Genomic DNA, 19,666 nt, shown 5'->3' on the forward strand with positions numbered 1-19,666 from the left:
ATCCATCAGGCGGCTTTGGACGGAAGCGCAAGCGCGCGGCCGAACATCATATCGGTGCGGATCGCGGCGACTTTGTCGCGATTGCGGATCAGCTCGAGATACCAGAGCGCGTCCACGGTATCGCCGATCAGCACCGCACCGGTGAGCCTGCCGTCGGCGATGACCAGCTTCTTGTAGGTGCCGCGCCTGCGATCGGAGAGTACGAGGCTCTCACTGCCCTCGCCGCCGACGAAATCGCCCGCCGAGAACACGCTGACGCCGGACACCTTCAGATTGGTCGAGACCACGCTGCCCTGATAAGCGGCACTCTTCCCGGCAAGATGCCGCGCCAGGACGCGGGCCTGCTCATAGGCCGGCTCGACAAGCCCGTAAGCCGTGCCGCGATGCTCGGCGCATTCACCGAGCGCGAAGATGTCGGGCTCGCTGGTCTGGAGGCAATCGTTGACGACGATGCCGCGGTTGACGGCAAGCCCTGCCTCCTTCGCGATCGCGACGTTCGGCCGGATGCCGGCCGCAAAGATCACCGCATCGGCCTCGATGCGGCTGCCATCGGCAAGCTCGACAGCCTCGACGCGGCCGTCGCCATGAATGCATTTGGTGCTCGCATTCAGAACGACGTCGATGCCCTTGCGCTCGACCAGCGTCTTGAGCAGCTCAGCCGCCGGCAGATCGAGCTGCCGTTCCATCAGGCGGTCCATGAGATGCAGCAGCGTCACCGGCGCGCCGGCCTTCGCAAGGCCGTAGGCCGCCTCAAGTCCCAAGAGGCCACCGCCGACAACCACGACGCGCTTCTTGGCCGCTGCGAGCGTCAAGAGCAGATCGACATCGCGGCTGTCGCGAAAAGTGTGTACGCCCGTGAGATCGGCGCCCGGCAGGTTCAGCCGCAGCGGCGTCGAGCCGGTGGCAAGGACGAGCTTGGAATATTCCATGCTCTCCTCGCCGGCGATCTTCAGCTCGCGCCGGCCGACATCGATCTCGGTGACGCGATAACCGTAGCGTACGGTGACGCCCCGCTGGCGCCACCAATCGGCCGGCCTCAGCTCGATCTCGTGCGAGCCGGTCTCGCCCGCGAGCACGGACGACAGCAGCACGCGGTTGTAAGCGAGCCGCGGCTCTTCGCCGATCACAGCGACTGCGTAACGGCCGAGCGAAGTCTTGGCGAGTTCGTCGACCAGACGCGCGGCGGCCATACCGTTACCGACGATGACGAGCGGCTCACTCACTTTGCTCTCCTATTCTGCGGCCTGCGGCCGCGCGCCATAGGCCTCTGAAATCATGAAGTTCGACAGCAGTCCGTAGGCTGCGGTCCACGCCCCCGCGACGTCGGGCGTCCAGGCATCGCCCAGCCCCTTCTCCAGCGTCCACAACAACGTCGAGCCAACGACCGGATAGTGTTCGGGCTTCGCACCATAAGCGACGTGACGTTGCGCAAGCGCGGAGGCCGCCGGCAGGATCGAATCGAGATTGGTCAAACCGTTCACGACGACGGCAAGCGTCGCCATCAGCTTCTTGCGCTGCTCGGTCATGTCGGCAGGAAACATTGCCTTCACGGATGGCGCGACCTCGAACAGACGGTCGTAGAACAACACCGCAGCCGTCTCCGAAATCGGCGCGACCTTGGCGAAGCTCTGCTGAACGAGGTTGATCTGTTCGGGCGTCATATCGGTCTCCTTGCTGGTTTGAAGTCTGCCTTTGTCCGCGCCATTGCGGATAAGGTTCATGGGTCAAACTCTCCGGCAAAACTTCTCCCCGCGTACGGGGAGAAGCGAGATTCGTACCAAGTCTCTACACTCGCGCTTCGGCAAGGCTCGGCGCGCCTTCGGCCTGCGGACCACGACGCAGATAGAACCACCAGGTCAGCCCGAGGCAGGAGGCGTAGAAGACGAGATAGATCGCGAGCGCGAGCTGCGGGCCGCCAGTCAAGGCGATCGACTTGCCGAAACCGCTCGGGATCAGATAGCCGCCGACCGCACCGACCGCGCCGATGAAGCCGACAGCCGCACCGCTTTCGATGCTCGCCGTCTTCAGCGCGATCGCGCGAGCCGCATCACCCTTGCCACGCACCTTGAACAGGTTCTCCTCACGGAAAATCGAGGGAATCATCCGGTAGGTCGAGCCGTTGCCGATGCCTGTCGTGAGGAACAGGATCAGGAACATCGCAAGGAAGCCGACGAAGTCCTTCTGTCCCACGAAATACAGCGCGCCGATCGTGGCCGCCGCCATCGCGATAAAATTCCAGAAGGTGATGATGGAGCCGCCGACCTTGTCGGCGAGCCAGCCGCCGAACGGCCGCGCCAGCGAGCCGACCAGCGGCCCCAGGAACGCGATCGAGATCGTCACTGCCGGGAATTGCGTCTTGAGCAGCAACGGAAACGCCGCCGAGTAGCCGATGAAGGAGCCGAAGGTCCCGATATAGATGTAGGCCATGATCCAGGTGTGCTTGCGCTTGACGATCGCGAGCTGGTTCTTCACCGACGACTTGGCCGAGGTCAGGTTGTTCATGAAGAAGACGGCGCCGAACACGGCGATCGCGATCGGCAACACCCACATCAACCCGGCGTTCTGCAGGAAGATGCCGTCGACGGGCGTTGCCTGGAACAGGTTGATGACGCCGAGCGTCATCAGGATGGGCGTCAGGAGTTGCACGCTGGAAACGCCGATATTGCCGCCGGCGGCATTGAGGCCCAGCGCCGATCCCTTCATCCGGTCAGGAAAGAAGAAAGAGATGTTGGTCATGCTTGAGGCGAAATTGCCGCCGCCGAGGCCTGCTGTCGACGCAACGAGCAGCATCAGCCAGAACGGTGTGTCCGGCTGGCTCACGAAATAGGCAAGCGACATCGTCGGGATGAACAGGATCGCCGCGCTGAAGATGGTCCAGTTGCGGCCGCCAAAGGTCGTGACCGCGAAGGTGTAGGGGAAGCGCATCAAGGCGCCGATCAGGCCCGGCACGGCGACGAGCTGGAAGAGCTGGTCGGTGGTGTAGTGGAAACCTGCCTGCGGCAGCTTGGTGGTGACGATGCTCCAGATCAGCCAGACCGAGAAGCCGATGTGCTCGGCCACGATCGACCAGATCAGGTTGCGTCGCGCGATAGCCTTGCCAGTCGCATTCCAGAACGCCTCATCTTCGGGGCGCCAGTCTGAAATCCAGGTCGGACTTGAAGCCGGATTTCCATTCGGGTTCGTCGTCATTGATAATCCCTTCTAGGCTCACCGCTGCGTCGTTGCAGGCTTAGCCTCCAGGCATGGAGGCACGCTCCGAGGCTTCTCCCCGGTGGCGAGTTCACGATGCTGATTGATGATGTTGAGGGACGTCTTCGTTGGCGTCGCAAAATGACATTTCAAATTCCATGCCAACTGCACGCATCCTGGAAATGCAGGGATTTCAGCGAGTTATTCGCGTGGCCCGAATTTCTTGCAGGACTTTTTCGCTCGCAAATTTTGCGATTCGCTCAATCCTTGTGCGGCGCACAAGGATTGAGCGAGATGTCGATTATTTAGGCGCGGAGAATTCTCGCGTTAACCACTCGTTTACGCCGCCTCAACGAAGCGATGACGCTCGTAGAGAAATTCGAGCACGCGCTGGCGGCACTTCAGGTAAGTGACATTCGACGCGAGCTCGATACGCTTGCGGGGACGCGCAAGCGGCACATCAAGCACTTCGCCGATGCGCGCGCTCGGCCCGTTGGTCATCATCACGATGCGGTCCGACAGGAGCACGGCCTCGTCGACGTCGTGGGTGATCATCAGGATGGTGTTGCCGAGCTTCTGATGCAGCGCCATCACCGAGTCCTGGAGGTGCGCGCGGGTCAGGGCGTCGAGCGCGCCGAATGGCTCGTCGAGCAGCAGCACCTTCGGCTCCATGGCGAGCGCACGGGCAATGCCGACGCGCTGCTTCATCCCGCCGGAGATTTCCGACGGACGCTTGTCCTTGGCATGGGCCATCTGCACGAGGTTGAGATTGTGCATCACCCAGGCCTCGCGCTCGGCCCGATTCTTGGTCCGGGCGAACACCTTGTCGACGCCGAGCTTGACGTTCTCGTACACCGTCAACCAGGGAAGCAGGCTGTGGTTCTGGAACACCACGGCGCGATCGGGTCCGGGCGAATTGACCTCGCGGTTCTCCAGCAGCACACCGCCGGTCGAGGCGCCGGTCAGTCCTGCGATGATATTGAGCAGGGTCGACTTGCCGCAGCCGGAGTGGCCGATGATCGAGACATACTCGCCCTTCTCGATGGTGAGGTTGATGTCCTTCAGCACCTCGGTCGTGGCGGCGCCGCGGGTGAAGATCTTGTCGATGTGATCGAGCTTCAGATAGGCGGTCATGTGCCCCCTCCTTCAGTTCTGCGCCGTGCCGTGGGTGACGAACCTGCCGAGGCCCGCGATCAGGCGATCGAGCACGAAGCCGATGATGCCGACATAGAACAGCGCCAGGATGATCTCGCTGATATGCGAGGAGTTCCAGGCGTCCCAGATGAAGAAGCCGATGCCGACGCCGCCGATCAGCATTTCCGCCGCGACGATCGCGAGCCAGGACAGGCCGATGCCGATGCGCAGGCCGGTGAAGATGTAGGGCGCGGCCGCCGGAAGCATGATCTTGGAGAAGAACTCCAGCGGATTGAGCTGCACGACGGCGGCGACGTTGCGATAGTCCTGCGGGATGTTGCGGATGCCGACCGCGGTGTTGATGATGATCGGCCACACCGAGGTGATGAAGATGACGAAGATCGCGGAGGGCTGGCCGTCGCGGAAGGCGGCGAGCGAGAGTGGCAGCCAGGCCAGCGGCGGTATGGTGCGAAGGACCTGGAACAGCGGATCGAGCCCGCGCATCGCCCAGACCGATTGCCCGACCAGCGTGCCAAGCGCGATGCCGACGATTGCCGCGATCGAATAGCCATAGGCGACGCGCTGGAGACTGGCGGAGAGATGCCAGAACAGGCCCTTGTCGATGCCGCCATGATCGAAGAATGGGTCGAGGATCAGCTCCCTCGTATCCTTGAACACTTTCGACGGCGGTGGCAGCGTCGAGCCGGCGCGGCGGCAGACGAGTTCCCAGACCAGCATCAAGAGCGCGAGCACGACAAGTGGCGGGATAATGCGGACCGCGGTCTCCTTTGCCATCCGCGCATATGGCTCGGCGCGCGGCGGACGCTTCGGTGTCATCGCGACGACCGGCGCGGTGGCGCCGGCGGAAGGCGCAACACCTTCAGTGTCAATCTTCTTCACGGACATGTTCATCGAATCTGTTCTCCGGCTGCAATGGCGATGCGGCCGCCCATGGGCGGCCGCAGGACCCATCAGACTTCGACGCGCTTGATCGCGAGCGACTTCAGATAGGCGGCCGGATTTTCGGGATCGAACACCTTGCCGTCGAAGAAGGTCTCCTTGCCGCGCGAGGTGGAGGCCGGGATGTCGGAGGCCGCAACCCCGAGTGTCTTGGCCGCGTCCCTCCAGAGATCCTCGCGGTTGACCTTGGCGATCAGTGCCTTGGTGTCGAAGCCCGGCTCGTACTTGCCCCAGCGGATATCCTCGGTGAGGAACCAGAGATCGTGACTCCTGAACGGATAGGACGCGCTGTCCTTCCAGAAGCGCATCTGCTGCGGCGAGTTCTCGACGATACGGCCGGTGCCGTAGTCGAACTTGCCCTTCATGCGGTCGGTAACGTCCTCGACCGGGCAGTTGATCCACTGGCGCTTGGCGCAGATCGTCGCTGCTTCCTCGCGGTTCTCGACCTTCTCCGCCCATTGCTGGGCTTCCATCACCGCCATCAGCAGTGCTTTCGTCGCCTTCGGATATTTGTCGACGAAAGCCGCGCGCATACCGAATGACTTTTCGGGATGCTTGTCCCAGAGTTCGCCGGTGGTGATCGCGGTGTAGCCGATCTCCTGATGGATGAGCTGGAGATTCCAGGGCTCGCAAACACAGAAGCAATCCATGGTGCCAACCTTCATGTTGGCGACCATCTGCGGCGGCGGCACCACGATGGTTTCGATGTCCTTGTCGGGATCGATGCCGCCGGCGGCGAGCCAATAGCGGATCCAGAGGTCATGTGTACCGCCCGGGAACGTCATCGCGGCCTTCACGGCCTTGCCGGAGGCCTTCTTCTTATCCAGCGCGACCTTGAACGGAGCAGTGTCGATTCCAACCTTGATGTCGGCATATTCCTTGGCGACCGAGATGCACTGACCATTCAGATTGAGCCGCGCCAGGATGTACATCGGCGTCGGCTGATTGTTCTGCGTCACCTTGCCGGCGGAGATCAGATACGGCATCGGCGTCAGAATGTGCGCGCCGTCGATGCCATTGCCTTCGGAGCCGAGCACCAGGTTGTCGCGCGTCGTGCCCCAGGAGGCCTGCTTCTGCACCTCGACGTCGGGCATGCCGTATTTGGCGAAGATGCCTTTCTCCTTCGCAACGAACAGCGGAGTTGCATCGGTGAGCGCGATGAAGCCGAGCTTGGCGCCTTTGACCTCGGGGCCGGCATCTTGGGCGAACGCACCGGCGGGGAAATTCAGCTTGGCGGCGGCGAGAAGGGCGGCGGTGCTGCCAGTCGCCTTCAACAATTGACGGCGGCTCAGGCCGCTCTCGGAGGGCCGGCGGATGCGCTTGGTCATAAGTCGGGTCGTCCTTTGCGTCGTTGCAGAAGTAATGCGTCAGTGCACACGAGCCCGCCTGTCCGATGACGCCGCCATTGGCGCATGCGAACGCACGGCGGGAGGAACCCCCGTCTGGTGGCGTCGGCAAATTCGGATGAACAGTCTCGCGGGACGGCATCAATGGCGTCGGCACTAACTATTCAAGCTTTGTGCCAAGCGGCACGAGCCAAATAACTTATATAAATCAATAAATTATGGTATCGGAACAGATTGTCGCAGGCCGCTGTTCCGCACGCCGAATTTGCGATTTGCCCATTTCATATGCACGCACATAAAATGGGCATATACTGATACGACGCGATCAGGCGTGCTCCGCGGCCTTCACCCCGAGTGGCTTGGGAGCCAAACCGCTGCCCGGCTTGAGGTGGAATTCATAGGTCATCAGATGCCAGGGCGCGGTCGCCTTGCCGCCGTCGGGCATCGCCGGATCGGCGCGTTTCTCGACCTTGGCGACCAGCTCGTCCTTGACCCCGAATACCACGTCGGAATCGAGATATTTGTCGCCGCCGATGAAGACGTGGGTGATCAGGGGCTCGTAGCCCTTCGCGTTGACCAGGAAGTGCACGTGCGCGGGGCGCATCGGGTGACGCCTGGTCTGCATGATCATCTCGCCGACCGGACCGTCGGTCGGGATCGGATAGCTGCACGGCAAAATGGTGCGGAAGAAGAACCGGCCGTCGGAATCGGTGATGAAGCGCGCCCGGGCCGAGGCGCCGGTCTGCTCGTAGTTCGGCTTCTGGGAATCGTAGAAGCCATCGTCGTCGGCGTGCCAGACGTCGACCGGAACGTTCGCAAGCGGCTTGCCGCTCAGATCCGTGACACGGCTCTGCACGAACATCTTCTCGCCGGTCTGATTGTGCGGCGAGATGTCGGTGCCGTGCGCGGTCACCTTGTGCTCGCCGACATAGAAGGGACCGAGCACCGTCGTCTCGGTGGCGCCCTCGCGGTCGCGGTGGTTCACCGCGTCGACCAGCATGGAGACACCGAGCACATCAGAGAGCAGGATGAACTCCTGGCGGGTGTCCGTGCACTTTTGTCCGGTGCGCGTCAGAAAATCGATCGCGTAGTCCCACTCCTCGAAGGTGAGGCCTGTCTTGCTCACATATTCGTGCAGCGACTTCACCAATTCCTGGAGCAGGAACTTTGCACGCGGATTCGGCGTATTGTCGAAGCTTTTGATGACGGCTTCGGTGAGCTCGGTTTCGTTGAACTGGGTCATTTCTCTTTCCCGCTGTCCGATTTTCTCGTTGTTTGGCCTGACGGCGTTCCGCTGCGGAGCCTACACCAATCGGGCAGGCGGCGTTAAGCGCGACCGGCTTGGAATTGGGTCCGCATTTCGGCTATCACGTCCCTATAAAATCGTCCGGAGGAACGTTCCCGATGCTCGCCCCCACCCCCGCCTCACCCGAATCCGTCGGCATGTCCAAGGCCGCGCTCGACCGCGTCGATGCGCATCTGAAGAACCGGTACATCGATGCCGGCCGCTTCCCGGGAACGCAGCTCCTCGTCTATCGCCGCGGCAAGATCGCTCACCGCTCGGTGCTGGGGTTTGCCGATGTCGAGCGCGAGGTGCCGGTCAAGGACGACACCATTTACCGCATCTATTCGATGACCAAGCCGCTCACCAGCGTCGCCTTCATGATGCTGGTCGAGGAAGGCCTCGTCGCGATCGACGAACCCGTGCACAAATACATTCCGGAATGGAAGGACCTCGGCGTCTTCGTCGCGGGTACGAACCCCGCGTTCCTGACCCGGCCACCGTCACGGCCGATGCAGATCGTCGATCTCCTGCGGCACACGTCGGGACTGACCTACGGCTTCCAGCAGCGCTCCAACATCGATGCGGCCTATCGTGAGCAGAAGATCGGCGAGGTGGAGAAGGCCGGCACGCTGCAGACGATGATCGAGGGACTGACGAAAATCCCGCTCGAGTTTTCTCCGGGAGAGGCCTGGAACTACTCCGTCTCCACCGACGTGATCGGTTATCTCATCGGAAAGATCTCGGGCGTTCCCTTCGAGCAATTCCTGAAGCAGCGCATTCTCGACCCGCTCGGTATGACCGACACGGATTTCCACGTGCCGGCCTCGAAAGCGCATCGCTTCGCCGCCTGCTATTCCGCCGACCCGCAAGGCGGCATGACCTTCCACGCCGGCCAGCGCCGCCAGGGCCTGACGCTGCAGGACGACCCGACCACGAGCTCGTTCCTCGCCCCGCCCTCCTTGATCTCCGGAGGCGGCGGATTGTGCTCGACCGTCGCCGACTATCTCACCTTCTGCCGCGCACTGCTCAATGGCGGAGAACTCGGCGGTGTCAGACTGATCGGGCCGAAGACGCTGGCGTTGATGACGACCAACCACATTCCGGGCGGACGCACGCTGCCCGACGTATCCCGCTCGCTGTTCTCTGAGGCGACCTACAATGGCATCGGCTTCGGCCTCGGCTTCGCCGTGACCATGCGGCCGGCAGAGACGCTGATCGCCGGCAGCCCTGGCGAGTACAATTGGGGCGGAGCGGCGACGACCTCGTTCTGGATCGACCCGGCGGAGGAGCTGATCACGATCTTCATGACGCAGGTGCTGCCGTCGAGCGCCTATCCGATCCGGCGCGAGCTGCGCAGCATGGTCTACGCCGCGATCAGCGAGAGCAATCTGTAAGCGCAACATGAGGGGCGGGCCTCGGCGCTTCAGCGCGGAGGCCCGTTCGTTCCAACCTCGGCCTCGTCCTCCCAGTCTTCCCAGGCCACATCATTGATCTCGAGATAGCGAGAGACGGCCACCCCGATCGTTGGAAAGAAATATTTCTCACCGAGCTGCGCGAACAAGCCAAAGCGCTTCAACTTGTCCTTGACGGGATCCTTGAGCTCGGCAAAGCACAGCTCGATCTCCCGCGTGTGTAGCGCTTCATCGAGTTCGGCGACCACATCGCAGGCGGTGACGTCCACGCTCGTGACCGGCTCCGCTGCAACGACCAGCCAGCGTACGGGTGTCGGCGATGTCGCTATCGCATCCAGGATGCGTTCCTTGAAGAATTCGGCATTGGCAAAGAACAGGGGCGCATCCCAGCGAAACAGCACCAGCCCGGGGATCCGGCGTGCATCCGGATATCTTGTGATGTCGTGATAACCTTTGACGCCGTGGGCGCGTCCCAATATCGCGGAGTGTGGCCGCCAACCGTCCCAGAGGAACTCGGCGATGGCGATTGCGATTGCCAGACCTATTCCTGGAATCACTCCGAGCACCGCCACACCGACAAAGCAGGCGATCGCCAGCCAGAACTCCCACCGCTGAATGCGATAGATCCGTTTCAGGTCGGCGACCTCGATCAAGCCGATCGCCGAGGTGATGACCACGGCGGCCAGTGCTGCGCTCGGCAAATGCTGCAGCAGGTTTGGCGCCGCCAGCAAGAGCACGACGATGGCAAGTGCGCCGACGATGCTGGTGAGCTGGGTGCGCGCGCCGGCGGCTTCCGCAACGGGTGTACGCGAACTGCTACTGCTGATCGAAAACCCCTGAAAAAAGCCGGTCGCCAGATTGGCGACGCCGAGACCCACCAACTCCTGGTTGGGATCGACCCGCGTCCCCAAACGGGCAGCATAGGCCCGCGATAGCACGCTGGTATCCGCAAATGATATGAGCGCAATTGCACAACCGCCGACCAGCACAGGGACCAGGTCGCTGGAGCTGATCCAGGGAACGACGAAACCCGGTAGCCCCTGAGGAAGAGGACCCAGGACCTTCACGTCGTAAGGCGCTGCGAGCCCGAGCGCGCCGACGACGACCGTCGCGCCGAGGACTGCGATCAGAATGCCCGGGAGCCGCTTGCTGTTCTTGAGAAGCAGGATCACGATCAACGTGCCGAGCCCGATCCCAAATGCGACCCAGTTCGTCCGCCCATCATGGATCGCACCGCCGATCGCCCACAGGCTCCGCAGCGGCCCCTCGCTCTCGATCGAGAAGCCCATGAGCTTCGGCAACTGGCTGATCAATACGGTCAGCGCGATTCCGTTCATGTAACCGTAGCGTATCGGCTTGGAAAGAAGCTCGGTCACAAAGCCGAGGCGCGCGACACCCGCCAGAATGCAGACGATCCCCGAAACGATCGCCATCATGCCGGCGAGTGTCGCGGCCCGCACGGGATCACCACCGGACAGCGGAGCGACGACGCCGAGAATGACGCCTGCCAGAGCCGAGTCCGGACCGAGGACGAGGATGCGGCTTGGGCCGAACAACGCGTAGACCAGCAGCGGCACGATCGTTGCGTACAGACCATAGATGCCCGGCAACCCCGATGCCGCAGCGTAGGCAATTCCAACCGGGACCAGCATTGTCGCCAGCACGATCCCGGCGAAGATATCGTGCCTAAGCCACGCTGCCTCGTACCGACGGAGAGTGTAGAGCCCCGGCAACCATCGGATCCAATGCTTCATCGGCGATCACCCCAAACCCGGGCGGGGCTCGTTGGCCGCGCTCTATACGCTGGCCGAGATTAGAGCGGCTGGAATCCGGCGTAGGCTAGTATGCCCGCAGCAAGCTGAACAGTGGCGCGGTGTCACGCGAGCAACGCAGAATGCAGTGCAAAATTCGATGCGCCGTCATCTGCCGTGAGCTCGGAAATCCGTGGCGCAACGGAGAGGCTCCTCGTATGCTCTTTCATCTTCCGGCGCCATCGCGACGGAACCAGGGCGTCCGCGTTTGTCCAAGCTGACCTTACCTGTGCGGCTCGCGCTCCTCGTCATGGGGACGATGCTGCCCTTGATCGTCTTCGCCGTCGGTATCGTCTTCTACAACTACACCCAGGACCGCAGCGACGCGAACCGCCGCGTGCTGGAAACGGTGCGCAGCATACGCCTGGTGCTCGATGCCGAGGTCCAAAGGATGACCGGAGGCTTGCAGGTGCTGGCGCTGACCAACGCACTGCGCGGCGGTGACTTCCAGAACTTTCGCCGCATCGCCTTGGGCTTTCTCGACCAGTATGGCAAGGACGGCGTCGTGCTGGTCTCCGACCGCAAAGGGCACCTGCTATTTTCCTCGATGACGGAGGACACGGCCGGCCTGCCGCCCCGCAACAACACCGAGATCGTGGAGAAGGTCTTCGCGACCAAGCTGCCGCAATATTCCGACCTGTTCCTCGGCGCGATCAAGCAGCGCCAGGTCGTCACCGTCGAGGTTCCCGTCTTGCGCGATGGCGAAGTGATCTACGCCCTCACCTTCAGCCCGCCGCTCGACATCTTCCAGACGCTGGTCGAGAAGCAACGGCCCGATGAGCACTGGACGGTGTCGCTGCTGGACAGCAAGGGCGTCGTGTTCGCACGCGCGCCCAACGCCGGCGACACGATCGGCAAGCGCGCAACGTCCTCGCTCTATGACGAGATGTTCCGCAAGGGCGAGGCGTCACTCTCCGCGGTCTCGCTCGATAACGTCCCGCTCAGTGCCGCCTATACGCGATCGCGCCTGACAGGCTGGACGGTTGCTGCCGGCGTCGCCGAGAGCTCGCTGGTCGCGCCACTCTGGCGCGACATCGCAATCACGAGCCTGATCGGTGGCGTATTGCTGCTGACCGGGCTTGCCTTCGCCTTGCGGATGGCCGCCACCATTGCGCGTGGCGAAATGCTGCACAATCTGCTCATCGAAGAGCTCAACCACCGCGTCAAGAATACCCTTGCCTTGATGCAGGCGATCGCGGTGCAGTCGTTTCGCAGTGCGAGCCGCGACGAGCGCAAGAAGTTCGAAGGGCGCCTCGGCGCGCTCGCGGAAGCGCACAATCTCCTGAGCCAGGAGAAGTGGCAGGGTTCGGATCTGAAGGACGTCGTTTTCCGCGCATTGGAGCCATTCCTGCTGAACAATCCGGACCGCATCCGGATGAACGGACCGGCGGTGCCGCTGTCGCCACGCCTCGCCGTCGTGCTGTCGATGATCGTGCACGAGATGGCGACCAACGCCGCCAAATACGGCGCATTGTCCAACGAGACCGGGATGGTCACGCTGGACTGGCAAATCGCGTCCGATACGCCAAAGCCGCGGCTGCGGCTGATCTGGACCGAGCGCGGTGGCCCGCCGGTGACCGCGCCCGTGCAACGGGGCTTCGGCTCGCGCCTGATCGAGCGCAGCGCGCGCGATCAGCTCGGCGGCGAAGCAACCGTGGACTTTTTGCCGCGCGGCGTCGTCTACACGATCAGCTGCGCGCTGGACGAGCCGCGGTAGCGACCGGTCCTAACCGATACTCTGGAGCACTGGAAAGGTCTCGAGCAGCCAGATGCTCATGTTGCTGATCGCGCCCGTGAGAAAGAAAATGCCGGTGATCACCATGAGCACGCCCATGGCCCGCTCGACATTGACGAGATGGCCCTTCATGCGCGCGAACAGCACCGAGAATTGCTCGATCAGGAGCGCAGCAATCAGAAAGGGAATGCCGAGCCCCGCGGAGTAGACCGCGAGCAGGCCGGCCCCCTTGGTCACCGTCGCCTCCGCTGCGGCGATCGAGAGGATCGCCGCGAGGATCGGCCCGATGCAGGGCGTCCAGCCGAAAGCGAAGGCCAATCCCATGATATAGGCGCCCCACAGCCCCACAGGCTTGGGGATCGGCAGCCGCCCTTCCCGCATCAACAGGCTGATGCGAGTTAAACCGAGGAAGTGCAGGCCCATCACGATGATGACGACGCCAGCGAGGATCGAGAGCTCGGCCGACCAGGCGCGGATCACGCTGCCGATCAGGGAGGCACTGGCGCCGAGCGCAATGAAGATGGTCGAGAAGCCAAGCACGAACAGCAGCGCCGACATCATGACCGCGCGCCTGGAGGCGGAAGGCTGCTCCTCGCTCTCGACGTGCTCGATCGTGGCGCCGGTCAGATAGATCAGATAGGGCGGGACGAGGGGCAGGACGCATGGCGAGAGGAAGCTGACGAGGCCGGCAAGCAGCGCCGCCGTAATCGAAACATTTTGCATGATGCAGTCGGGACCATCTCAAGGCCCGCCCCGCGCGCAAGGGGAAGCGCGCCGGAATTGGGCCTAATGGCCTCTGGTGTAACCGATGCAGGGCAATGCGCAACAGAGGCGCGGGAAACCAGGGCTCCTCCCGATGCCGCCTCTGATCACAGATGCGGCATCGGGACGCGCACAAATCTCGCGGATGCGAGAGATGGCGGCGCGGTTATTTCACCACGCGGAGCAGCGGACGCCGGGGCTGGTCCTGCGTCTGCTTGGAACGGGAGGCGGATTCGCTGGCAGCGCCCCGCAGCATTTCGTCGCACAACGCCCGAAGCTCGGCATTGTCGACGCCTTTGAGTTTCATCCGTAAATCGAGGATGGCGATCGAGACCAACTCGACCGTCTCGCGGATCTGGTTCTCACCGAGAATCCGACGGCACTCCTCGAGCGTTTCGAGCACCGACTGCAATTGTTCATCTGAATGCGACACCGGCGTTCTTTCCGTTAGTTCAGCCTCGGAGAATGAATGGCAACGATCCCCGCGGCCCGTGGTTGCGGGCGAGGATAGCACGACGAATCCATGCCTTCGAAGGCGGATTCGGCGCGTCCAAGCTCGAAAATCGCTGTTCCATTGCAAGAAAAGCCTTGCGTGATCGCCAGAGCACACGGCGTCAGCACGATTGGATTTGTCGGCAACGATGTTTCCGCAGAGGACAATCGGAGGATGGACGCGAAGCCGGACTTGCGACCAATGCTCTTCGTTTTCGGAGAGCCCGATATCCACACGGTCTTCTCAAGGCTCGCAACGGAACGCACGCGATACCCCTCATCCGGACGATCGACCGTCCGATTCCCAGTCCTGGCGCACTCAAATACCTCCCACGACACGGTAAGTATGGAGTTAAAAACCCGCAACCCCCGCAACCCGCCGTGGTTGTGGTTTACGCAAGATTCTGCCAGTTTAGCCAGCTGAAAGGACTTGTATGCACCTCTTGGCGGAAAGGGGCGTTCCACTGGAAGAACGCCAAAAAGCACTCCTCGGCGGCCTCTCGGATTGGGATGCGGCCAGGATATTCCTTGAGGTCGTGCGCTGTGGCAGCTTCCGCTCGGCGGCCGAGCGCCTTTCGCTCTCCATTAATGCGGTCCGTCGGAAGATCGACGATTTCGAGCGCCAGATCGGCGCCACCCTGTTCACCCGCGACGTTCACGGTACCCATTTGACCGATGAAGGCGCGCTGGTGGTCTCGGCCGTGGAGCGGATGGAGGCTGCGACTTTCGACGTGCTGCGGGCCAGCGATACGCTCGCTGGCACGTCCGGCGAAGTGCGGGTCGCCGTCACCGAGGGACTCGGCACCTTCTGGCTGGCGCCGCGGCTGGTCGAATTCCAGCAGAGCTATCCGAACATCCTCGTCGACCTGCACTGCGCGATGCGCTCGGCTGACGTCTCCCGTCATGAGGCCGACGTCGCCATCCATCTGTCGCGGCCCTCGGCGCTCGACATCAAGCTGGTGCGGCTAGGCCGCATGCATCTGATGTTCTGGGCAGCCGAAAGATACATTCAGAAACATGGCGCGCCGCGCACGGCTCACGAATTGATCAAGCACCGCCTGGTGCTGCAATTCGCCGACCAGATCGCCGCCAAGGAAACATTCGAGAGCTTCTTCCCGGGCGTTGCCGAGCGTGACCTTCTGGTCATGAAGACCAACGTCTCAAGCGCCAACTATTGGGCTGTCGCGAACGGCGCCGGAATCGGCGTATTCCCGAGCTATGCCATCGCGCTTGGCGGGAAGTTGATACCACTGGAGGTCGCGTTGAACCGACCACTGGATATCTGGTTGTCCTACCATCCCGGTAGCGGCCGGATTCCAAGGGTGCGGCACATGATTGACTGGCTGATCGAAGCCTTCAGTCCGGCTCGCTTCCCGTGGTTCAAGGATGAATTCGTGCATCCGCGCGAATTCAAGGAAGTGTACATGGGCGAACCCCTGACCCAGCTCTTCGGGGGATTTTCAACCGAAGAACGGTGAGAAAAAGTATGAAAACAGCGGCGAAGAGAATGAAGCAGCGCAGTGCCGGCAAGCCGGACATTGAGCTTGGCAAGCGGATCAGGTTGCGGCGCGTCGAGATGAAAATCTCGCAGGCTGAGCTTGGCGAGAAGCTGGGCGTCAGCTTCCAGCAGGTCCAGAAGTACGAAAAGGGCGTCAATCGTGTCGGCGCGGCCCGTCTGCAGCAGATCGCTTCGGCGCTCGATGTGCCCGTCACCTTTTTCTACGATGGCGACAACAAGGCGCGCGAGGTCGAGAGCCTCCTGTTCCTCGACAGTGCCTTCAGCCTCCGGCTGCTGCGTGCCTACAGCAAGATCAAGGACCAGACGGTACAGCGTCAGCTCGTTTCGCTGATGGAATCCATTGCCGCAAACGAAAGCTGAGCGATCGACGGCTGGGCAGTCGGCCGTCCATCGGATTTGATGTTCAATCCGCCGCGTCGCGGGGGCGCGGCTGGATTGGACGGGACCTCGCCGCGCGGCTGACGCGCGGCTTTTGCGTTTTTGCGCTCCCTTCTGATCGAGCCCCAGGGGCTTTTCGTCCATTTCCGGCACGTTTTCACGAACCAATCCGAGCCATCGAACGACCAAATCGAGGGCGGATGGGCCCGACGCCTGAGTTTAATCGGACCGCAAGCCCCACGGCCTAGGCCTGCCGCCGCCTCACGAATCACCAAAAGCCGCGCCCGCGGCAGTGCTGCACGAAGAACATCATGCGAGCGCCCGTCCGGGCCTCGTCTTTCCGAGGGGAAGATCAGAGATATGTTGAAGCGCCAAGCCATCATCCTTGCTGTTGGCATGCTCGCGAGCGCCTCGGCCCTTGCACAAACCGAAACCACCGGCCAGGCCGGCCCCGCCAAGCCCGTTGCCGCAGCGCCGGGCGGCACGACGCCAGCGACCGCCAATCCGGCCCACATGACGGCACCGAAGACCGCCACCACACCTGCCTCGACCCCGGAGTCTCGCTCTGCCGCCGCGCTTGCGCTGTCGCACGAGCCGACCTTCGACGAAGGCTCGGCCCAGCGGATCAAGGATGCGGCTCTGAGCTACTCCGACCTCGCCGTGCGCGGCGGCTGGCCCACGCTCCCCGCAGACGCGAAATTCGCAGCTGGCACGCAGGGCCCCAATGACGAGTTGCTGCGCAAGCGCCTGATCGTCTCCGGCGACCTCGCCGCCGACAAGGCAACCGGCGCCTTCGACCAGGATGTGGCAGACGCCGTGAAGCGCTTCCAGGCACGGCATGGCCTGGCACCGACGGGCATCATGACGCCGCGTACGATCGCGGCCATGAACGTTTCGGTTCAAAAGCGTATCCGGCAGCTCGAGGCGTCGCTCGAGCGGCTGCAGAACAACAGTTTCAGTTTCGGGCAACGCTACGTTGTCGTCAACATTCCCGCGGCTTTTGCCGAGGCAGTCGAGAACGACGTCGTGGTACGGCGTTATCGCGTGATCGTCGGCAAGACCGAGAAGCCTTCGCCAACGCTGACGGCCGAGATCACCGGCGTCGTCCTCAATCCGACCTGGACCGTGCCCTCCTCGATCGCCAAGACCGAAATCTCGGCGCACATGCGCAAGGATCCGACCTACCTGTCGCGCATGCACATGGAGGTGCTCGACAGCCACGACACCCCGATCGATCCGCATTCGGTCGATTGGTCGGGCTCGCACACGCCGAACTTCACGGTGCGCCAGCAGAACGGCACCTGGAACGCACTTGGCGCGGTCAAGATCGACATGCCGAACTCCTATTCGGTCTACATGCACGACACCAACCAGCGCAATCTGTTCAGCGACGACTACCGCTTCGATTCCCACGGCTGCTCGCGCGTCGACAATGTCCGCGATCTCGCGGCCTGGCTTTTGAAGGACCAGCCGAAGTGGAACCGCGCCGCGATCGACACGGAAATTGCCACCGGACAGCATCTGGAAGTCCCGATGGCCAGGAAGGTGCCGGTGGCCTGGATCTACTTGACGGCGTGGATGAGCAAGGACCAGGTCATCCAGTTCCGCAACGACGTCTATAACCAGGATGAGCAGTTGCTGGAGGCCACGGCCGAAGAGGCCGCATTCTTCAGCAATGCGGCCAACCATCCGCTGACCGCACATATGGCACAATAGGCGCGGCACGGCCGCTCGACCAAAATCCCAAGGAATGGGCCCGCCACGGTTGACCTCGCTGCGGCGCCTGCCGCACATTGCACCCGCGAACGACGAGCGGGTGCGCGATGCCAGACGTTTTCCAGCCGGAGACTTCATTCGCTGACGGCAAGATCCTCAAATCGTCCGCCGACGGCGTCGGCGTGATCACCTTCAACAATCCGGACAAGCGCAACGCGATGTCGCTGGAGATGTGGGAAGGATTTGGCCAGGCGCTGACTGAGCTGCGTGATGACGATACAGCGCGCGTGGTGATCCTGCGGGGAGCCGGCGGCAAGGCTTTCGTGTCGGGCGCCGATATCAGCCAGTTCGAGAAGCAGCGCCACAACGCGGCAGCCTCCGAGGACTACGCCAAGCGCAGCGCCGCACAGCGGGCGCTGCTCGCAGACTATCCCAAGCCGACGATCGCCTGCATCCAGGGCTTCTGCCTCGGCGGCGGCATGCAAGTCGCAATGCTCGCCGACATCCGCATCGCCGCCGCAAGCAGCCAGTTCGGAATTCCCGCGGCAAGGCTCGGCATCGCCTATGGCTATGACGGCTTGCGCAACCTCGTCTCGCTGGTCGGACCGTCCTGGGCTCGGCTGCTGATGTTCACGGGCATGCGCATCGGTGCGATGGAAGCGCTGCGGATCGGGCTCGTGGAGCGCGTGATCCTCGACGATGAGCTGTGGGGCGAGACCATGGCGATCGCCAAGACGATTTCCGAGAACGCGCCGCTTGCAATCAGGGCCGCCAAGATCACCATTGCAGAGGTGCTGAAGGACGAAAGCCAGCGCGACATGGACGCGATCAAGGCAATCGGCACTCTCTGCATGGACAGCGAAGACTTTCGCGAGGGTCGCCAGGCCTTCATGGAAAAGCGCAAACCGCGGTTCCGGGGGCGCTAGGGGGAAGATGATGAAGAGCATCTCGGCGGACATGATACCCGAGCATTTCTGGCGAATTAGGTACGATCCAAACCACGATCCCAACACGCCCATGCTGCCAAGCATTTCTGAAAGTCCAAACTGCCAGAATTTCGCGTACGCTCTGCTCAAGCACTTCGGATTTGAAATATTCCCGTTCCGGTCAAGCAACCTATGGGAGGACAGCAGCGAGACCCATTTGGTATCAGACGAGCTGAGGCCGTTCGACCTTTTGCTCTTCAATCGGACCAAGAATCCCTGGGGAGCCCACGTCGCACTTCACCTCGGTGAGGACCACGCCATTCATCTGAGCAAGAAGCAGTCAGAACCGGTGATCTGGCCATTGGCTCAATTCCTCGAACTTGCTGAGTATCGAACCTTCATTGGAGCAAAGCGGCTCCGAAAAACTGGCGTTGGCCTATTAGTCGAAGGCAATACCTCGCCTTGACCGCTCCGGGATCGCAGGCCGCCGACCAGGGCCAAGCCGGGGAACTTCCGCTTTGCGGTCGAGCGCCGACTTTATGAGTACGAGTGTTAGCTCATCGCGCAGCTGAACCGATATTCAGGAAGATTAAATCCCGCTCGAGTCCGTTCGAATATTGCAACCAACTGATCGCGCGACGGTTCTCTCGGCACCAACGAGGGAGATTGTGATGAAACTCAGCTTTGCTGTGCTTGGCTTGGCGGCGATGGGCGGCGTTGCGCTCGCGTCAGGGCAAGCTCTGGCGGCAATGCCGAACGGCATTCCGCAGGCCGATCGTATCGCCAGCGGCCCGGCTGCCAATGTCGATCAGGTGCGCATGGTGTGTAACGCCTGGGGCCGCTGTTGGTGGCGCCCGAACTACTATCGTGCCTACGGCTTTTATGGTCCGCGCCGCTTCGGACCTCGCCCATGGGGCTGGGGTCACCGTCACTGGCGCCGCTGGTGAACGATGAAGGGGCCCAACGGGCCCCTTTTTCCTGTGATGCGTCTTGCCTACAAC

Annotated in this window: 18 protein-coding genes; 8 read left to right on the top strand and 10 right to left on the bottom strand. The window is 62.4% G+C overall.

The genetic code is table 11. The features are described 5' to 3' along the window. Positions 1–5: 5 nt before the first annotated feature. The 7 genes from ACV1FX_RS12800 to ACV1FX_RS12830 form a co-directional block, all read right to left on the bottom strand. Positions 6–1,223, bottom strand: coding sequence for an NAD(P)/FAD-dependent oxidoreductase (locus tag ACV1FX_RS12800; protein WP_473117918.1), 1,218 nt, complete (start codon positions 1,221–1,223; stop codon positions 6–8). A 9-nt stretch (positions 1,224–1,232) separates the two neighbouring features. After that, positions 1,233–1,661, bottom strand: coding sequence for a globin family protein (locus ACV1FX_RS12805; protein ID WP_473117919.1), 429 nt, complete (start codon positions 1,659–1,661; stop codon positions 1,233–1,235). A gap of 124 nt (positions 1,662–1,785) precedes the next feature. Next, positions 1,786–3,189 carry an MFS transporter gene (locus ACV1FX_RS12810; RefSeq protein WP_473117920.1) on the bottom strand — a complete coding sequence of 468 codons (1,404 nt, stop codon included), beginning with the start codon at positions 3,187–3,189 and terminating at the stop codon, positions 1,786–1,788. Between the two features lie 339 nt (positions 3,190–3,528). Next, complete coding sequence (locus tag ACV1FX_RS12815; RefSeq protein ID WP_473117921.1) at positions 3,529–4,323, bottom strand: ABC transporter ATP-binding protein; 795 nt, start codon at positions 4,321–4,323, stop codon at positions 3,529–3,531. A gap of 12 nt (positions 4,324–4,335) precedes the next feature. Further along, positions 4,336–5,235: a nitrate ABC transporter permease gene (ntrB, locus tag ACV1FX_RS12820; protein WP_473117922.1), complete on the bottom strand. Its 900-nt coding sequence runs from the start codon at positions 5,233–5,235 to the stop codon at positions 4,336–4,338. Between the two features lie 59 nt (positions 5,236–5,294). After that, on the bottom strand, positions 5,295–6,611 hold the full coding sequence (locus ACV1FX_RS12825) for a CmpA/NrtA family ABC transporter substrate-binding protein (RefSeq protein WP_473117923.1): 1,317 nt from the start codon (positions 6,609–6,611) through the stop codon (positions 5,295–5,297). A 343-nt stretch (positions 6,612–6,954) separates the two neighbouring features. Next, entirely contained in the window at positions 6,955–7,872 is a 918-nt protein-coding gene (locus tag ACV1FX_RS12830) for an intradiol ring-cleavage dioxygenase (RefSeq protein WP_473117924.1), read from the bottom strand. Positions 7,873–8,033: 161 nt separating this feature from the next. Between ACV1FX_RS12830 and ACV1FX_RS12835 the strand changes: the two genes are divergently transcribed. Continuing rightward, the gene (locus ACV1FX_RS12835) at positions 8,034–9,308 is read left to right on the top strand and encodes a serine hydrolase domain-containing protein (RefSeq protein ID WP_473117925.1); all 1,275 of its coding nucleotides are present in this window, start codon (positions 8,034–8,036) and stop codon (positions 9,306–9,308) included. Between the two features lie 29 nt (positions 9,309–9,337). On the opposite strand, the gene ACV1FX_RS12840 is transcribed toward ACV1FX_RS12835, so the two are convergent. Next, positions 9,338–11,080 (bottom strand): SulP family inorganic anion transporter, encoded by a 1,743-nt coding sequence (locus ACV1FX_RS12840; protein ID WP_473117926.1) that lies wholly within the window; start codon positions 11,078–11,080, stop codon positions 9,338–9,340. 316 nt (positions 11,081–11,396) lie between these two features. Between ACV1FX_RS12840 and ACV1FX_RS12845 the strand changes: the two genes are divergently transcribed. Then, entirely contained in the window at positions 11,397–12,854 is a 1,458-nt protein-coding gene (locus ACV1FX_RS12845; protein ID WP_473118187.1) for a sensor histidine kinase, read from the top strand. A gap of 9 nt (positions 12,855–12,863) precedes the next feature. On the opposite strand, the gene ACV1FX_RS12850 is transcribed toward ACV1FX_RS12845, so the two are convergent. Together ACV1FX_RS12850 and ACV1FX_RS12855 are read right to left on the bottom strand one after the other, a co-directional pair. Then, complete coding sequence (locus ACV1FX_RS12850; RefSeq protein WP_473117927.1) at positions 12,864–13,595, bottom strand: cytochrome c biogenesis CcdA family protein; 732 nt, start codon at positions 13,593–13,595, stop codon at positions 12,864–12,866. A gap of 205 nt (positions 13,596–13,800) precedes the next feature. Beyond that, positions 13,801–14,361 carry a hypothetical protein gene (locus tag ACV1FX_RS12855; protein WP_473117928.1) on the bottom strand — a complete coding sequence of 187 codons (561 nt, stop codon included), beginning with the start codon at positions 14,359–14,361 and terminating at the stop codon, positions 13,801–13,803. Positions 14,362–14,560: 199 nt separating this feature from the next. Here ACV1FX_RS12855 and ACV1FX_RS12860 point away from each other — a divergent pair, with 199 nt between their 5' ends. From ACV1FX_RS12860 to ACV1FX_RS12885, 6 genes are all read left to right on the top strand, one after another. After that, complete coding sequence (locus tag ACV1FX_RS12860) at positions 14,561–15,604, top strand: LysR family transcriptional regulator (protein WP_473117929.1); 1,044 nt, start codon at positions 14,561–14,563, stop codon at positions 15,602–15,604. Between the two features lie 29 nt (positions 15,605–15,633). Continuing rightward, positions 15,634–16,005 (top strand): helix-turn-helix domain-containing protein, encoded by a 372-nt coding sequence (locus ACV1FX_RS12865; RefSeq protein WP_020608151.1) that lies wholly within the window; start codon positions 15,634–15,636, stop codon positions 16,003–16,005. Between the two features lie 378 nt (positions 16,006–16,383). Beyond that, positions 16,384–17,739, top strand: coding sequence for a L,D-transpeptidase family protein (locus tag ACV1FX_RS12870; RefSeq protein WP_473117930.1), 1,356 nt, complete (start codon positions 16,384–16,386; stop codon positions 17,737–17,739). Positions 17,740–17,846: 107 nt separating this feature from the next. Then, a complete protein-coding gene (locus tag ACV1FX_RS12875; RefSeq protein WP_473117931.1) occupies positions 17,847–18,665 on the top strand; it encodes an enoyl-CoA hydratase in 819 nt (272 codons plus the stop codon). A 10-nt stretch (positions 18,666–18,675) separates the two neighbouring features. Next, entirely contained in the window at positions 18,676–19,131 is a 456-nt protein-coding gene (locus ACV1FX_RS12880) for an NlpC/P60 family protein (protein WP_473117932.1), read from the top strand. 205 nt (positions 19,132–19,336) lie between these two features. Then, complete coding sequence (locus ACV1FX_RS12885) at positions 19,337–19,612, top strand: hypothetical protein (RefSeq protein ID WP_473117933.1); 276 nt, start codon at positions 19,337–19,339, stop codon at positions 19,610–19,612. The last annotated feature ends 54 nt before the right edge of the window (positions 19,613–19,666 follow it).

Source organism: Bradyrhizobium ingae (genome assembly GCF_055791185.1).

Bases quoted from the DNA above. Each gene is read 5' to 3' on its own strand.
- ACV1FX_RS12875 (WP_473117931.1), top strand. From the start codon at position 17,847: ATGCCAGACGTTTTCCAGCCGGAGACTTCATTCGCTGACGGCAAGATC.
- ntrB (WP_473117922.1), bottom strand. From the start codon at position 5,235: ATGAACATGTCCGTGAAGAAGATTGACACTGAAGGTGTTGCGCCTTCC.
- ACV1FX_RS12815 (WP_473117921.1), bottom strand. From the start codon at position 4,323: ATGACCGCCTATCTGAAGCTCGATCACATCGACAAGATCTTCACCCGC.
- ACV1FX_RS12830 (WP_473117924.1), bottom strand. From the start codon at position 7,872: ATGACCCAGTTCAACGAAACCGAGCTCACCGAAGCCGTCATCAAAAGC.
- ACV1FX_RS12810 (WP_473117920.1), bottom strand. From the start codon at position 3,189: ATGACGACGAACCCGAATGGAAATCCGGCTTCAAGTCCGACCTGGATT.
- ACV1FX_RS12845 (WP_473118187.1), top strand. From the start codon at position 11,397: ATGCTGCCCTTGATCGTCTTCGCCGTCGGTATCGTCTTCTACAACTAC.
- ACV1FX_RS12835 (WP_473117925.1), top strand. From the start codon at position 8,034: ATGCTCGCCCCCACCCCCGCCTCACCCGAATCCGTCGGCATGTCCAAG.
- ACV1FX_RS12825 (WP_473117923.1), bottom strand. From the start codon at position 6,611: ATGACCAAGCGCATCCGCCGGCCCTCCGAGAGCGGCCTGAGCCGCCGT.
- ACV1FX_RS12860 (WP_473117929.1), top strand. From the start codon at position 14,561: ATGCACCTCTTGGCGGAAAGGGGCGTTCCACTGGAAGAACGCCAAAAA.
- ACV1FX_RS12865 (WP_020608151.1), top strand. From the start codon at position 15,634: ATGAAGCAGCGCAGTGCCGGCAAGCCGGACATTGAGCTTGGCAAGCGG.
- ACV1FX_RS12840 (WP_473117926.1), bottom strand. From the start codon at position 11,080: ATGAAGCATTGGATCCGATGGTTGCCGGGGCTCTACACTCTCCGTCGG.
- ACV1FX_RS12805 (WP_473117919.1), bottom strand. From the start codon at position 1,661: ATGACGCCCGAACAGATCAACCTCGTTCAGCAGAGCTTCGCCAAGGTC.
- ACV1FX_RS12870 (WP_473117930.1), top strand. From the start codon at position 16,384: ATGTTGAAGCGCCAAGCCATCATCCTTGCTGTTGGCATGCTCGCGAGC.
- ACV1FX_RS12850 (WP_473117927.1), bottom strand. From the start codon at position 13,595: ATGCAAAATGTTTCGATTACGGCGGCGCTGCTTGCCGGCCTCGTCAGC.
- ACV1FX_RS12885 (WP_473117933.1), top strand. From the start codon at position 19,337: ATGAAACTCAGCTTTGCTGTGCTTGGCTTGGCGGCGATGGGCGGCGTT.
- ACV1FX_RS12880 (WP_473117932.1), top strand. From the start codon at position 18,676: ATGAAGAGCATCTCGGCGGACATGATACCCGAGCATTTCTGGCGAATT.